This window comes from Streptomyces sp. SID3343 (genome assembly GCF_009865215.1).
Lineage (GTDB): Bacteria > Actinomycetota > Actinomycetes > Streptomycetales > Streptomycetaceae > Embleya.
On the sequence record NZ_WWJX01000725.1, the window covers coordinates 1 to 14,551 of the forward strand.

12 protein-coding genes and 4 pseudogenes are annotated in these 14,551 nt (G+C 71.5%); 7 read left to right on the forward strand and 9 right to left on the reverse strand.

Features of this window, described 5'->3' with window-relative positions; genetic code table 11:
* Positions 1-421 (forward strand): annotated as a pseudogene (locus GT354_RS22170) (WYL domain-containing protein); the annotation flags it as partial.
* A 136-nt stretch (positions 422-557) separates the two neighbouring features.
* Here GT354_RS22170 and GT354_RS22175 read toward each other — a convergent pair.
* Both GT354_RS22175 and GT354_RS22180 read right to left on the reverse strand, forming a co-directional pair.
* The gene (locus tag GT354_RS22175; protein WP_161358120.1) at positions 558-1,418 is read right to left on the reverse strand and encodes a hypothetical protein; all 861 of its coding nucleotides are present in this window, start codon (positions 1,416-1,418) and stop codon (positions 558-560) included.
* On the reverse strand, positions 1,415-2,401 hold the full coding sequence (locus GT354_RS22180; RefSeq protein ID WP_161358121.1) for an ABC transporter ATP-binding protein: 987 nt from the start codon (positions 2,399-2,401) through the stop codon (positions 1,415-1,417). Before GT354_RS22180 ends, GT354_RS22175 begins: the two co-directional genes overlap by 4 nt.
* Before the next feature lie 431 nt (positions 2,402-2,832).
* On the opposite strand from GT354_RS22180, the gene GT354_RS22185 reads away from it, so the two are divergent.
* Complete coding sequence (locus GT354_RS22185) at positions 2,833-4,479, forward strand: DNA repair helicase XPB (protein WP_161358122.1); 1,647 nt, start codon at positions 2,833-2,835, stop codon at positions 4,477-4,479.
* Positions 4,480-4,608: 129 nt separating this feature from the next.
* Here GT354_RS22185 and GT354_RS22190 read toward each other — a convergent pair whose 3' ends face one another.
* Both GT354_RS22190 and GT354_RS22195 read right to left on the reverse strand, forming a co-directional pair.
* Positions 4,609-5,199 (reverse strand): VanZ family protein, encoded by a 591-nt coding sequence (locus GT354_RS22190; protein WP_161358123.1) that lies wholly within the window; start codon positions 5,197-5,199, stop codon positions 4,609-4,611.
* Positions 5,200-5,301: 102 nt separating this feature from the next.
* Positions 5,302-5,511, reverse strand: a complete 210-nt coding sequence (locus GT354_RS22195; protein WP_161358124.1) for a hypothetical protein — start codon at positions 5,509-5,511, stop codon at positions 5,302-5,304.
* Between the two features lie 457 nt (positions 5,512-5,968).
* On the opposite strand from GT354_RS22195, the pseudogene GT354_RS54315 reads away from it, so the two are divergent.
* Together GT354_RS54315 and larE are read left to right on the forward strand one after the other, a co-directional pair.
* Positions 5,969-6,547: pseudogene (locus GT354_RS54315) on the forward strand (HAD hydrolase-like protein); the annotation flags it as partial.
* Between the two features lie 36 nt (positions 6,548-6,583).
* A pseudogene (gene larE / locus GT354_RS54320) lies at positions 6,584-7,393 on the forward strand (ATP-dependent sacrificial sulfur transferase LarE); the annotation flags it as partial.
* 30 nt (positions 7,394-7,423) lie between these two features.
* Here the strand turns inward: larE and GT354_RS22205 are convergent.
* Positions 7,424-7,660, reverse strand: a complete 237-nt coding sequence (locus GT354_RS22205; RefSeq protein WP_161358125.1) for a hypothetical protein — start codon at positions 7,658-7,660, stop codon at positions 7,424-7,426.
* Between the two features lie 203 nt (positions 7,661-7,863).
* Here GT354_RS22205 and GT354_RS55865 point away from each other — a divergent pair, with 203 nt between their 5' ends.
* A complete protein-coding gene (locus tag GT354_RS55865; RefSeq protein WP_161358126.1) occupies positions 7,864-8,247 on the forward strand; it encodes a cold-shock protein in 384 nt (127 codons plus the stop codon).
* 109 nt (positions 8,248-8,356) lie between these two features.
* Here the strand turns inward: GT354_RS55865 and GT354_RS22215 are convergent, their stop codons facing one another.
* From GT354_RS22215 to GT354_RS22230, 4 genes are read right to left on the reverse strand one after another with little or no spacing between them, the layout of a single operon-like run.
* On the reverse strand, positions 8,357-9,199 hold the full coding sequence (locus GT354_RS22215) for a 1,4-dihydroxy-6-naphthoate synthase (RefSeq protein WP_161358127.1): 843 nt from the start codon (positions 9,197-9,199) through the stop codon (positions 8,357-8,359).
* On the reverse strand, positions 9,196-9,846 hold the full coding sequence (locus GT354_RS22220; RefSeq protein ID WP_161358128.1) for a futalosine hydrolase: 651 nt from the start codon (positions 9,844-9,846) through the stop codon (positions 9,196-9,198). Before GT354_RS22220 ends, GT354_RS22215 begins: the two co-directional genes overlap by 4 nt.
* A 3-nt stretch (positions 9,847-9,849) precedes the next feature.
* Positions 9,850-10,353 (reverse strand): hypothetical protein, encoded by a 504-nt coding sequence (locus GT354_RS22225; RefSeq protein ID WP_161358129.1) that lies wholly within the window; start codon positions 10,351-10,353, stop codon positions 9,850-9,852.
* Between the two features lie 10 nt (positions 10,354-10,363).
* Positions 10,364-11,890: an MFS transporter gene (locus tag GT354_RS22230; protein WP_161358130.1), complete on the reverse strand. Its 1,527-nt coding sequence runs from the start codon at positions 11,888-11,890 to the stop codon at positions 10,364-10,366.
* Positions 11,891-12,039: 149 nt separating this feature from the next.
* On the opposite strand from GT354_RS22230, the gene GT354_RS22235 reads away from it, so the two are divergent.
* Positions 12,040-12,891, forward strand: coding sequence for a DUF3027 domain-containing protein (locus GT354_RS22235; RefSeq protein WP_161358132.1), 852 nt, complete (start codon positions 12,040-12,042; stop codon positions 12,889-12,891).
* 460 nt (positions 12,892-13,351) lie between these two features.
* Positions 13,352-14,551 (forward strand): annotated as a pseudogene (locus tag GT354_RS22240) (molecular chaperone Hsp90); the annotation flags it as partial.

A 14,551-nucleotide genomic window follows, 5' to 3' on the forward strand; every position in this document is an offset into this window, starting at 1 on the left:
GTTCGTTGCCGCCGTCACCGCGATTCGCGCCGGCGACTCGGCCTCCACCGGGCGCGCCGACGACGGCGGGCGTGACGGTGGGCGCGACGGCGAGCCCATCGAACTCCCGCGCACGTCGGCCGCCGAGACCCTGCTCGCACTCCAAGCCGCCCACGCGGAGCGCCGCGCGGTGTGGATCGGCCATGTCACCCGCGAAGGCCGCGCGACCCAGCACATCGTGACCCCGCTACGCCTGGAGGGCGGCTACGTCACCGCTCACGAGCAGGGCACCGGCGAAATCCACACCTACCCCCTGCACCGGATCACCGGCGTCGCGGCAGCCGAACAAGAGGACGACGGCGACGCCGCAGACGACGGGAACGAAAGGAACGCAAGAAACGCGAAGAACGCGAGCAGCGGCAACAGCGGCAACAACACATAGGCAGCCGTCGAAAAGTTCCTCCGGCATGCCGAAAAGGCACCCCCAAAGGGCACCCCCAAAGGGCACCCCCAAAGGGCACCCCCGAAAGGGCCCCCGAAAAGGCACTCCCGAAAGGGCACCCCCGAAGGGCGCCCCCTCACATCTCCCGCCGCCCGATCCGCCACACCGCGAACCACACCAGCACCGCCGACAGCCCGAGCGCGACGCACAGGTTGTCCCCGTACTCGCCGGCCGTGTGCCCCCGCAGCAACTCCACCTGGGCGCTGTTCAACTCGGTCGGCAGCCAGCGCCGCAACGGCCGCCACAGCGACGCGAGCGGCCACACGAGCAGCGCGATCAACGCCGTGCCGAAGATCGCGACCGGCCTGCGCAGCAGCGCCGCCGTGGCCGCGACCAGGCTGAGCGACATGAGCAGCGATGCCACGCCGAATCCGGCCCCGTAGAGCACCGATCTCGCCGGCAACGGGCCGAACATCCAGTGCACCTGGGCCCACGCGATCAGCGTGCCCAGCAGATACGCGACCGAGACCGCCACCGTGGTCACCGTGAAACGCGGCAGCACGAGGTCACGCGGTCGGCGCAGCCGCGTGCGATGGAACGCCGCGAGCCCCGGCCGATGGTCCACCGCGAGCGCGCCGGCCATCAGCGCCAGCGCCACCAGGATGCCGACCTGGGCGACGCCGTACGAGTACACCGCCATGCCGCTGTCGGCGCCCATGCCGGTGGCCGGCGCCACGCCGTCGATGCGCAGCGCCTTGAGGATCTCGTCACGGTGCTTGGCGAAGACCGGACCGACCAGACCCGCGCCGGGATAGGCCACCACGAGCAGCAGCCAGCGACGCGTGCGCACGAGCCGCAGCCACTCCAGCCGCCAGAGCCCGAGCCGGCGCGGCCCGCGCGGCTCGCGCCGGCCGGTGGACACCACCACGGGCGCCGGCGCGGCCGCGGGGGCGGGCGCCGGAACCGAGCCGGACCGTACCGCGCCGGAGCGCGTCATCGCGGGCCGCCGGTGATCGACAGGAACGCCGCCTCCAGGTCCGACTCCTCGGGCGCGACCGACACCACGCGCGCCGAGCTGCGACTGAGCACCTCGGCGATGTGCCGCTCACCGGCCTCCAACGACCGGGCCTCGACCCGGAACAGGCCGGGTCGCAGGGACGACACCCGCGCGACCCAGGTCTCCGCCGCGAACGCGCGCAACAGGTCGGTGCCGCCACCGCGCACCCGCACCAGCCAGCTCGGCCGCATGTGGGTGTCCACGAGCTGCGCGGTCGGCCCCTGGTACAGCAACCGGCCCGCGCGCACGACGCCGACGTGATCGCACACCCGCTGGACGTCGGCCAGGATGTGGCTGGAGAAGACGACCGTGGTCAGGTCGCGCAGGCTCGCCACGAGGTCGAGCACGTCGGATCGGCCCCGCGGGTCGAGGGCCGACGTGGGCTCGTCCAGGATCAGCAACTGTGGGTCGGCGACGAGCGCTGCCGCGAACCCCAGTCGCAGCGTCATCCCGCGCGACAGCGACCCGGCCTTGCGGTCGCCGTAGCCGGACAGCCCGGTGCGATGCAACGCGACCTTGACCTTCTCGCGCGGCAGGCGCGGATCGACGAGGTTTCCGGCCAGTTCGACGACCTCGGAGGCGGTCAGCCAGGGCTCGAACTCGGGCACGTCGGTGGAAACCGCGACCCGGTGTCGATCGACCCCGAACGTCACCTCGCCCGAATCGGCCCGACGGGTGCCACCGACGATCGAAAGAAGCGTGGTCTTGCCCGCGCCGTTCGGCCCCACCAGGCCGTACACGCTGCCTCGGGGCACCACGAGGTCGATTCCGAAAACCCCCGTGCCACCGCCGTAGTCACGGGTCAGGGCACGCGTGGACACGGCGGGACGGATCGTCTCGCCGGCGTGCTCGGGGGTCTCGGCGGCGCCGCGATCGGGACGGGGAACCCGGTCGTTCGAGGCCGACGACGTTTGTTGTGCCATCAAGTATCCAGGGTAGGAAGGCCGGCCGGTTTGTGTGTTCCTCCGTAAGGATGGGTCTGCTGCTCCTCCCTGGGCAGTACGGCCCCGTAGGGCTGCTCCCGCCGACGGTCGCCGGTCGACCGTCCGGGCCGAGAAGCGGTTGGACGAGCGAAGCGGCCGGCGGGTCGGCCGGCGAGTCGCCGACCGCGCTCCCGCAGGCGCGCCCCGCGCCCACCCCCGCAGGCACCCACCGTGCCCCGGAAGGCACCCACCGTGCCCCGGAAGGCGCTCCACCGTGCCCCCGAAGGCGCAGGGCCGCGCCGCGGAAGGCGCCGGCCGTACCTTCGAAGCTCACGACAACGCGGTGACAACCGGTGTTCGGAACACCACCGGTCCGCGGATGGTTGAGACTTGATGGTCCAGTCCCCTCCCCAGCGCGGAAAGGCTCCCACGTGCCCGATGGCCCGTTGATCGTCCAGTCCGACAAAACCCTGCTCCTCGAGGTCGGTCACGCGGCGTCCGCCGAATGCCGACGGGCCATCGCGCCGTTCGCCGAGCTGGAGCGCGCCCCCGAGCACGTGCACACCTACCGGCTGACGCCCCTGGGGCTGTGGAACGCGCGCGCCGCGGGCCACGACGCCGAGCAGGTCGTCGACGTCCTCCTGCGCTACTCGCGCTACCCGGTGCCCAACGCGCTGCTTGTCGACGTCGCCGACACGATGGGTCGCTACGGCCGGTTGCAATTGTCCAAGCACCCCACCCACGGTCTCGTGCTGACCTCGACGGACCGCGCGGTCCTGGAAGAGGTGCTGCGCAGCAAGAAGATGATCCCGCTGGTCGGTGCCCGGGTCGACGCGGACTGCGTCGCGGTGCACCCGTCCGAGCGCGGCCAGATCAAGCAGGTCCTGCTCAAGCTCGGCTGGCCCGCCGAGGATCTCGCGGGCTACGTGGACGGCGAGGCGCACGCGATCGACCTCGCCGAGGACGGCTGGAGTCTGCGGCCCTACCAGCAGGAGGCCGTCGAGGGCTTTTGGCACGGCGGCTCCGGAGTGGTCGTGCTGCCGTGTGGCGCGGGCAAGACGCTGGTCGGCGCGGCGGCGATGGCCACCGCGAAGGCGACCACGCTGATCCTGGTCACCAACACCGTCTCGGCCCGGCAGTGGAAGTCCGAACTGGTCAAGCGCACGTCGCTGACCGAGGACGAGATCGGCGAGTACAGCGGCACCCGCAAGGAGATCCGGCCGGTCACGATCGCCACCTACCAGGTCGTGACCACGCGCCGGAAGGGCGTGTATCCGCACCTGGAGCTGTTCGACTCCAGGGACTGGGGCCTGATCGTCTACGACGAGGTCCACCTGCTGCCCGCCCCCATCTTCCGGTTCACCGCCGACCTGCAGGCCAGGCGCCGGTTGGGCCTGACCGCGACACTCGTGCGCGAGGACGGCCGCGAGGGCGACGTGTTCTCGCTGATCGGTCCCAAGCGCTACGACGCGCCGTGGAAGGAGATCGAGAACCAGGGCTACATCGCTCCGGCCGACTGTGTCGAGGTGCGGGTCACTCTTACGGAGACCGAGCGCCTCGCCTACGCGACCGCCGAGCCCGAGGAGCGCTACCGCTTCTGCGCGACGACCGCGACCAAGACGCGCGTGGTCAAGGAACTGGTCGAGCAGCACCGCGGCGAGCAGACACTGGTCATCGGGCAGTACATCGACCAACTCGACGAGCTGGGCGAGGTGTTGAACGCGCCGGTGATCAAGGGCGAGACCACCAACAAGGAGCGCGAACGGCTCTACGACGCGTTTCGCCAGGGCGAGATCCAGGCGCTCGTGGTCAGCAAGGTGGCGAACTTCTCGATCGACCTGCCGGACGCGACGGTGGCGATCCAGGTGTCGGGTTCGTTCGGCTCGCGTCAAGAGGAGGCCCAGCGACTCGGCCGGGTGCTGCGGCCCAAGGCGGACGGGCGTGGCGCACGGTTCTACTCGGTCGTCGCGCGCGACACGATCGACCAGGACTTCGCGGCACATCGGCAACGTTTCCTCGCGGAGCAGGGCTACGCCTACCGGATCGTCGACTCCGACGACCTCGACAAGCAGAAGTAAGTCCTCGACAAACAGAGGCAAGTCCTCGACCGACGGAAGCGGACCCTCACCGGGCGACGACCTTCGGCGGGCAGCGATCCTCGCCGGGCAGTGGTCCTTTCCGGCGGCGGTCCTCGCCGGCAGGCCGGTTCAGGCGGTCGGCTCGCTCCGCTCCCGTCGACGCCACCACGGCGTTCGGCGGGGGTGGACGCGGGCGGCGAGGTAGCGGCCGACGAATATGTACGCGAGGAACGCGCCGAAGGCGTTCAGGATGACGTCGTCGATGTCGAACGCGCGGCCGACGATGAACCAACCTTGTACGGCCTCGACGAGGAGCATCACGATGCCGACCGTGACCAGGATCCGGATCGGACCGCGCAGTCGCCCGGACACCACCGGGAGCAGAATCCCCAGCGGCATGCACAACACGAGGTTGCCGCCGACCTGCTTGACCGCGTCGCGGATCTCGGGGCGGTCGAGATAGGACCGGATCGAACTGCCCGGATCGGTGTTGCCGGTGACGAGTTGCTCGGACTCCGGTTGGGGGGTGAACGTGACCCGGGCGAGCACGAGCGCGAACAACACCAGGGCCACCACGCCGAGCCCGATCGCGACGTTTCGCAGGATGCGCGCGCTACGCGAGCGCGGTGGGCGCCCGACTTTGCCGGCGGCATCGTCGGGGGTGGCGACGTCGGAGAAGGCGTCGGTGGTGCTCGCGCGCTTCGCGTCCGCAGTGCCCATCGCGTCACACCCCCGGGTCGGATGTACACCTGCCTTGAGCGGGCGTCTGCCCCGGCGGCCCCGGACCATGCGGCGATCGGCGGTGTGCGGCGACGATCCCGGTCACGGCACCGCGTGCCGGCCGAGCAGGGTCACCCGCACCGCGGTACGCGTGAAGACCCACGTGCCGCGGGCGACCGTCGCGCTCATGTGCGCGGGCCTGCGCAGCCGGGCCCGGACGAGGGTGGAGAAGGGGAGACCGGCGGACGTCGTGCCGCGCAGCGACGGCATCCGCAGCGAGTGGGGGGCGGTGGTGTGCGTCATCGTGCTCATGTCCTCGAAGCTACGTGGACGGACATAACAGGCGCGTCAATAAGCAGGGGGTCAAAGTGCTACCTCTGCGGGATGAGCGACGACCCGCCTGCCCTTAGGGGGAACGGCACCCACCCCCGACTCCGGTCCTGCCCGCCGGGTTCGTACGCCCCACCGCGAGACCGACCTTCGGCGGCCCCATCGCAAGGCCGACCGTCCGCGGCCCCACCACGATCCCGACCCGTCCGCGCCCCACCGCAAGGCCGACCCTCCGCGCCCCGCCGACAGGCCGACCCTGCGCACCCCACCGCGAGACCTCGCGAGCCGTCGAACCCCTGTTGTGCCCCCGACGCACCCCACACACCCTTGACGAGCGCAGGCGTTTCGCGCTCGACAAAGAACCTGTTCACGACATCAGCCTCGAACGGACATCGGCGTGCAATGTGTGACGTCGTACGCTGAACGGGTGAATGCCCTAGTGGTTGGTTTCGACCTGGACATGACGCTCGTGGACTCGCGCCCCGGTATCGGCGCGGCGTGGTCCGTGTTGGCGGCGGAGACCGGCGCGGCGGTCGACGTCGAGTTGGTCGTCTCGCGACTGGGACCGCCGTTGGAGACCGAGGTCGCCGAGTGGTTCCCGGCCGACGAGGTCAAGGCCGTGGCCGCGCGCTACCGCGAGTTGTACCCGGCGCACGCCGTGCTCGGGACCGACGTCCTGCCCGGCGCGCGAGCGGCACTCGCCGCGGTGCACGGACACGGCGGACACACCGCGGTGATCACCGGCAAACACAGGCCCAACGCGCAACTGCACGTGGACCATCTCGATTTGGCCGTGGACCACCTGGTCGGCGACCTGTGGGGCACGCAAAAGGGCGACGCGCTGCGGGAGTTGGGCGCGAGCGTGTACGTGGGGGACCACCTGGGCGACATCCTCGGCGCCCGTGCGGCGGGGGCGGTCGCGGTGGCGGTGGCGACCGGGCCGATCACCGCGGCGGACCTGCGCGCGGCCGGCGCCGACGTGGTGTTGAGCGACCTGACCGAGTTCCCGGCGTGGCTGGACGCGCACGTGCGCCGGCTGCGGCTGGCCGCGTTGACCGAGCGGCTGCGCGGGCTGGGCAGTGTCGCGGTGGCGTTCTCCGGCGGCGCCGACTCGGCGTTCCTGCTCGCGGCGGCCGTGCGCACGTTGGGCGCGGCCAACGTACTCGCGCTGACCACCGTGTCGCAGAGTCTGCCCGCGGCCGAACACCCCGCCGCGGACGCGTTCTGCCGACAACTGGGTGTACGGCACGAGTTCGTGCCCAGCGACGAACTGGCCCGCAGCGGCTATCGCGAGAACAACGGCGACCGTTGCCGGTTCTGCAAGACGGAGTTGATGGCGGTTCTGGCTCCCGTGGCGCGGGCGGCCGGGCTCGCCTACGTGGCGACCGGGACCAACGCCGACGACGCGCGCGCGGGCTTTCGCCCGGGGATCGCCGCGGCGGCCGAGGCGGGGGCGGTGACCCCGCTCCTGGACGCCGGGCTGACCAAGGCTCAGGTGCGGTCGTTCAGCCGGGAATGGGGGCTGCCCACGTGGGACAAGCCCGCCGCGGCGTGCCTGTCGAGTCGGATCGCGTTCGGGGTGCGGATCACGCCGTCGCGGCTGGCCCGGGTGGAGCGCGCCGAGACCGCGCTGCGCGACCTGTTCGCGCGCGAGCGGATCCCCGTGCGCAACCTGCGCGTGCGAGACCTGGGGGACTTCGCCCGGGTCGAGGTGGACGCGGCGCACACCGAGGCGGTGGCCGGGCACGCGCGAGTGGTCGAGGTGGTGCGCGAGGCGGGCTTCGACGCGGTCGAGGTGGACCCGGTCGGCTACCGAGAGGGTGCGATGAACGAACTGTTGCCCGACCCCGAGCGGTACCGCTGAAGCGGGCGGGCGATCACCGGCGCGGCGACGTCACGGGTTGCTCGGCACCGGCCGACGCTGGTTGCGGGCCGACTTGAACAGGCCCGCGCCCGCGACCGCGAAGCCGAGCGGCATCAGCGTGCTGACGAGGTAGACCGCCGTCGGCAACGCCTTCGTGCCGATCAGCAGCGGGGTGATCGTCGCGAGCGTCGCGATGGTTCCGATGATGAAGAGCGCCGCGCCGATACGGACGAGCCGGTCGCCGGGGCCTGCGGATTCGTTGTGCACGTCATCAGGGTAGATGCCCCGATCCGCACCCGAAGCGCCCGGGGCGGGATCCCCATGTTTCGCCGACGGAGCGACCACTAGCCTGGAAGGGTGAACGGGGCGCTTTCGCGATCCTGCTCGTCTTCGAGGTGTGCGCCCCGCCCCGCCTGGTAAATGCTCGTAAAAGTCCCGACGAAGCCGTCCCGACACGATCGAGGTCTCCCGTGCCCACCGGCAAGGTCAAGTGGTTCGACACCGAGAAGGGCTTCGGGTTTCTTTCCCGGGACGACGGAGGCGACGTGTTCGTGCACGCCTCCGCACTGCCGCAGGGCACCGAGACGCTCAAGCCCGGCACCCGGGTCGAGTTCGGCATCGTCGAGGGCCGCCGCGGCGAACAGGCGCTGTCCCTGCGGGTTCTGGACCCGCGCCCGTCGGTGGCCGCCGCGACCCGCAAGAAGCCCGACGAGATGAGTTCGATCATTCAGGACCTGCTCAAGGTCCTCGAAGGCGTGGACAAGACCCTCGAACGCGGCCGCTACCCCGACAAACGCGCGACCCAAAAGGTCGCCGACCTGCTGCGCGCGGTAGCCGACGAACTGGACACGTGACGGCAACTCGCCGAAAGGGTCCCGGAGTCGAGACGCGGAGAGAGTCCGAGACGCGGAGAGAGTCCGAGGAGTCGAGGAAGTCGGGGGCAGAGGAAGCCGAGGGCCCGACTCAGCCCTTCGGGTCCAGGATCTTTTCGGTGGGGACGGCCGGGACCAGGCCCTCGTCGGCCGCTCGGGTCAGCAGGTGGGTGACCGCGGCGTAGCCGTCGGGGCCCAGGTCGCGGGTGAACTCGTTGACGTACAGGGCGATGTGGCGGTCGGCCACGGTCGGGTCCATCTCCTGCGCGTGTTCGAGGACGTACGCCCGCGACACGGCCGGGTCGGCCCACGCGTGGTCGACCGACGCGCGGATCGCGGCGGTCAGCGCGTCGAGGTCGAGCGAGCGCTTGGCGATGATCGCGCCCAAGGGGATCGGGAAGCCGGTGTCCGACTCCCACCAGTCGCCCATGTCCGCCAGGCAGGTCAGCCCGAACTTCCCGTAGGTGAACCGGGCTTCGTGGATGACCAGCCCCGCGTCCACGACGCCGTCGCGCACCGCGGGCATGATCTCGTGGAAGGGCAGCACGCGGATCTCGCCGACCCCGCCGGGGACGTTCTTCGCCGCCCACAACCGAAACAGCAGATACGCGGTTGAGCGCTCGCTCGGCACCGCCACGACCTTGCCCGCGAGCGCCGCGGGAGAACTCGCGCCCAGGCTCAGCACGAGCGGGCCGCAGCCGCGACCGAGCGCGCCGCCGCACGGCAGCAGCGCGTATTCGTCCAGCACCCACGGCAGAGCCGCGTAGGAGACCTTCATGACGTCGAGTTCGCCGCGCTCGGCAAGGCCGTTGGTGACGTCGATGTCGGCGTAGCGCACGTCGATCGGCGGGGCGCCCGCGATCAGACCGTGTTTCCACGCGTGGAAGACGAAGGTGTCGTTGGGGCACGGCGAGTAGGCCATCGACAAGGTCATCGGGTCAGGCTCCCTTCGAGCGCGGCGAACGCCGTGGTCAGTGCGGCCAGGGCGGCGGGGATACGCCACGCCGCGCGGTCGCGCGGCCCCACGGCGTTGGAGATCGTGCGCAGTTCGAGCACCGGTACGCCGAACGCGGCGGCCGCGGTGGCCACCCCGAACCCTTCCATGCCCTCGACCGCCGCGCCCGGATGACGCTCGGACAGCAGAGCGGCGCGCGCGGCGGTGCCGGTCACGGTGGACACGGTCAGCGCGGGCCCGACGGTGAGCGGGATGTCGGCGGCGCGCAGGGCGTCACCCGCGTGCGCGAGCCGGTCCGGGTCCGCCTCGAAGGCGCCCGTACCGAAGCCCAGTTCCTCGATCGGGACGAACCCGTCCGCGGTCTCCGCGCCCAGGTCGGCCGCGACGATGCGGGTCGCCAACACGGTCGACCCGACCGGTGCGACACCCGCGAAGCCGCCGCCGATGCCGGCGCTCAACACGAGGTCGTAGGGATCGCGCGCGAGCGCCGCGGCGGTTCCGGCGGCGGCGGCGGCGGGGCCCACGCCGACGGCAACCGCGTCAACCGCGGGCGTCCGCCACGAACGAGTGCCGCCGAGCACGGCATCGCGCTCGGCGGACACTGCGGTGATCACCAGGACACGCAACGGCTACGGCTGCTTCTTCTCGACCTTGAACGCCCAGACGCCCTTGATCGGGGCGGAGGTGCTCGACTGCTCGATGACGTGGACCACGACCGACTTGTCCGCCTCGGCTGCCTGGGCCGCCTCGGCCGCGTTGTCGGCCGAGCCGGTGTCCTGGAAGTACTGGACCGGCAACTGCGGCCCGTAGGTCGAATGGAAGATCGCGTTGATCGGCTTGCCGTCGATCAGCACGGTCCACCCGTGGTCGGCGATCTTCTTGTCGACGCCGATCCGGTAGCTCCCGCCGACCGTCGCGGAGATCTTGGTGAGATCCTCCGTCTTGATGCACGACTCCAGCTTGTCGGCCGGCACTTCCTTGCCGGCGTAGCACTCCGCCTCGGTGTGAGCGGAGGTGTCTCCGCTCACCATGGTCACGATCGGAGTGGGCTTGTCGATGTCACAGCCCGTCAGGGCGACCGCGCCCAGAACGGCGACACCAGCGAGCGCGGCGGCACGACGGCGAGTCTTCATGATCCGAAGATTAGCGGGCGGCCCGCAGCCGCATGCCGGGGGACCGCTTGCGACGCGTTCGGCGCGTCGTGAGTTTGCGACCGACGACCACCAGAGTGAACGCCAGTGCGACGGCCGCCACGCTCATTCCGAGCGTGCCGTTCAACGGCAGCGAGATGCCGATGCCGCCGCCGATCACCCACGCCACCTGGAGCGCGGTCTCGGTACGGGCGAACGCGGACGTCCGCACCTCCTCGGGAATGTCGCGCTGGATCATCGCGTCCAGGGACAGCTTGCCGAGCGCCTGCGCCAGACCCGCCGCCGCGACCACCGCGAGCACCGTCACCAGGCTGTACATGGCCGCCGCCCACGCCGCGCACGCCGCCGAGACGGCGAGCACGAAGAAGATGATCGCCTCCGGCGCCCGTGACTTGAGCCACGCCCCGAGCCCGGTCCCTATCGCGTTGCCGACCGCCGCCGAAGTGGCCACGGCGGCGAACAGCTGGGTGGAGGTGAGGTCGGCGATCGGGTGCTTGCGGAGCAGGAAGCCCAGGAACATGATCAAAAACCCGGAGAAACCGCGCATCGTCGCGTTGGCCCACAACGCGAGCACCACCGAAGGACCCACGCTGCGCAGCCGTCGCGATGTCTGGAGCTTGATCGGCTTGCGCCCGACCGCCGCCTCGGGCACGGGCTCGGCGGACTCGCCCGCGTCACCCTTGGCCGTCCTGCGCTTGATCAGCGAGACCTTGCGTTCGTGGTCCACGCCCGGCGCCTCGGCCGTGAAGGAGGCCCGGTCCTCGCCCTCGGCCGAGTCGACCTTCGAGGGCAGCGTGAGCGCGAGGATCGCGCCGAAGGTGAACACCACGCACGCGCCGTACAGGATGGCCGGGGTGCCGATCGAGACCTTGAGCCCGCCCGCGAGCGGTGCCGCAGCCATCGTGCCGATCAGGCCGAACATGGTGATCCGCGCGTTCGCCTTCACCAACGACACCGAGCGCGGTTGCAGCCTGGGCACCACGGCGCTGCGGGTGACCCCGTACACCTTCGACGACACCAGCACGCCGAACGCCGCCGGATACAGCTCCAGACCGCCGTCGTCGACCGAGCCCGCCATCAGCCAGCACAGGCCGACCCGGACCAGCATCGCGGTGGCCATCGCGAAGCGTCGACCACGCCGCAGCCGGTCGAGCAGCGGCCCCAGGACCGGAGCCATCAACGCGAAGGGCAGGAGCGTGATCAACAGATACATCGCGACCCGGTCGCGCGCCTCGCCCATCGGCACCGAGAAGAACACGGTCGTCGCGAGCGCGATCGTCACGAGCGCGTCGCCCGCGTTGTTGATCAGGTGAAGCTCGATGAGTTTGGCCAGGCCGCTTTCGCCGGCCCCCTTGGCGCGCGCCGCGCCGCGTAGTTTGCCGAAGCCACCCGTGAACAGTCCGCCGAACCAGCCGAGCGCACGACGCGCCGGCCCTCGGTTCCTGGCGTACGACGCTCGAGTGGTGCCGGGCGCACGCACGGTGCGCCGCGATGCGGTGGTGGTCTTGGAGGCTGCCACGCCGGGATCCTGCCCTTCCTTTCTTGAATGATGCGGTCTCGAAGGGCGCGGTGACGACACGCCCGGAAGGGTGCGCTCCGCGCGCCCGTTCGGGAATCGGACGCGTTTTGAGGGTATCGACGGTGAAGAGCTCCGGTGCGTGAGAGAGAATCACTCTCGTGAGTGCCGCGACCCGTAGTCGAACCCCGGACCGCCTCTGCGCCGAGGCGGTTGATCTTGCCTTCGCTGCCGCCGAGGAAGCCGCTGGTCAGGACTCCGTCGGCGAGCATCTGGGTGTTCAGGTGGATGGTGATCGCCTGGTCACCCACCTGTTCGCGTGCCGCGAGTCCGCCTACCACGGCTGGCGCTGGGCGGTGACCGTTGCCCGTGCGCCCCGAGCCAAGCTCGTGACCGTGGACGAGACCGTCCTGGTCCCCGGACCCGGGGCGCTGCTTGCGCCTGCGTGGGTGCCGTGGAACGAGCGTCTTCGTCCCGGCGACCTCGGCGTGGGCGACCTACTTCCCACCGAAGCCGACGACCTTCGTCTCGAATTCGGATACACCGGAGCGGACGAGACAGAGGAGGAACTGACCGAACCGATCGGGTTCGGTCCCAAGGCGGTCGCGTACGACCTGGGGCTGGGGCGCGTTCGCGTCCTGTCGCCGGTCGGCCGCGAACTGGCCGCAGACCGCTGGGACGAGCACTTCGGCCGGGCCACGCCCATGGCCCAGGCCGCTCCGGCGCACTGCACGAGTTGTGGATTCCTGGTCAAGATCGGCGGCCCGCTCGGGCAGGCCTTCGGCGTGTGCGCCAACGAGTACTCCCCGGCCGACGGTCGGATGGTCTCGCTCGCCTACGGGTGTGGCGGCCACTCGGAGGCCGCCGTGATGCCGGCCGCGACACCGGCCGCCGAACTGTCCCTCGACGAGTACCGGATCGAGACCGTGCGCATCCGCCCGGTCGAGAGTCCGGAGGACGAGGACGGCATGCGGCCCGGCGAGGACGAACTGGGCCACTCCTGACCCGCCCGCGCACCGCTCGGGTGTTATCCGGCCACGTGCGCGCGAACGAGCGCGACACGCCAGACAAGCCGAAGCCGCCACCGAACCGGTGGCGGCTTCGGCGCGTTCGCGACCGGGTCGGCGCCCGTCGCCGTGATCGTCGGTGGTGGCTGCGCCGCCCGCTTTTTCCGTCTCGCACCTCGGGCGTGGCGCGCGGCGCCGGGTCGGTCGGTCGGGTGGTCGCGGACGATTTGATCCCACGCTCGGCGTGCGGTGGGATCACCGAGGGGCAGTGCGGCCGGAAACGCAATAGGGTTCCGGCCACATCCGCGACCGCGGGCTCCGCGACCGCAACATCGCGACCGCGGGTCGGCGACCGCAAGACCCGCACTGCAACACCCGCGACCGCAACACCGCGACCGCAACACCGCGACTGCAACACCGCGACCGCAACATCCGCATACGAGGGACGGCGCACGGCATGGGCATCGAGGACCGCTTTGGCACCGCTTCGCTTCGGCGAGCCGTACTGGACGCCTGGGCCGCTTCGCCCGCGCGTTTTCGCGAGGACGCGAACGCCGAGGAGGAACTCGCCCTCGGCGGCTATCGCGACCGCCTCGTGGTCGAACTCGCGCAAAACGCCGCCGACGCGGCCGCGCGGGCGGGCGTCGAGGGGCGGCTCCGGCTGACCCTGCGCGACGGCGTGCTGGTCGCGGCCAACACCGGCGACCCGCTGCACACGCGCGGCGTCGAGGCGCTGTCCACGCTGCGGGCCTCCGCCAAGCGCGACGACGGCCCGGACTCGGTGGGCCGCTTCGGGGTCGGCTTCGCGGCCGTGCTCGCGGTCTGTGACGAGCCCGTCGTGCTCTCGCGCACCGGCGGCGTGCGGTGGTCGCTGCACGAGGCCAGGGACCTGGTCGCCGAGCGGGCCGCCGGCAACGCCGGGCTCACCGACGAACTCGCCCGCCGCGACGGCGGGGTGGCCGTACTGCGGCTGCCGATGCCGGCGGAGGGCACCCCTCCCGAGGACTACGACACGTGCGTGGTGCTGCCGTTGCGCGACGGCGCCGCGATCGACCTCGCCGCGCGGCTGCTCGCCGAGATCGACGACGCGCTGTTGCTCACGCTGCGCCGGATCGGCGAGATCGTGATCGAGACCCCGGACGGCGTCCGCACGCTGACGTGCCGTCAGGACGGCGGCGCGCTTGTGGTCGCCGACAACGGCGTCGAGACCCGATGGTGGGTCGGCCAGGACGGCGGCGCGCTGGAGCCCGAGTTGCTGGCCGATCGACCCGTCGAGGAGCGCCGCCGGGCCGCGTGGTCGGTCCTGTGGGCCGTCCCGCTGGACGCCGCCGATCAGCCGCTCCGGCCGTCGGTGCGGCCCGTCGTGCACGCGCCCACACCCACCGACGAGCCGCTCGGGCTGCCCGCGCTGCTCGTCGCGTCCTTCCCGCTGGACCCGACCCGCCGGCACACCGCGCCCGGGCCGCTGCGCGACTTCCTGGTGGAGCGGGCCGCGGACGTCTACGCGACCCTGCTCGGCACGTGGCCCACGACCACTGCGGGCGTGCTGACGCTGGTGCCGGGGCCGACCGCCGAGGGCGAGTTGGACGGGTTGCTGCGGCGCGCGGTGCTCGCGCGGCTCGCGACCACCGCGTTCCTGCCGGCCGCGTCCCCCGCG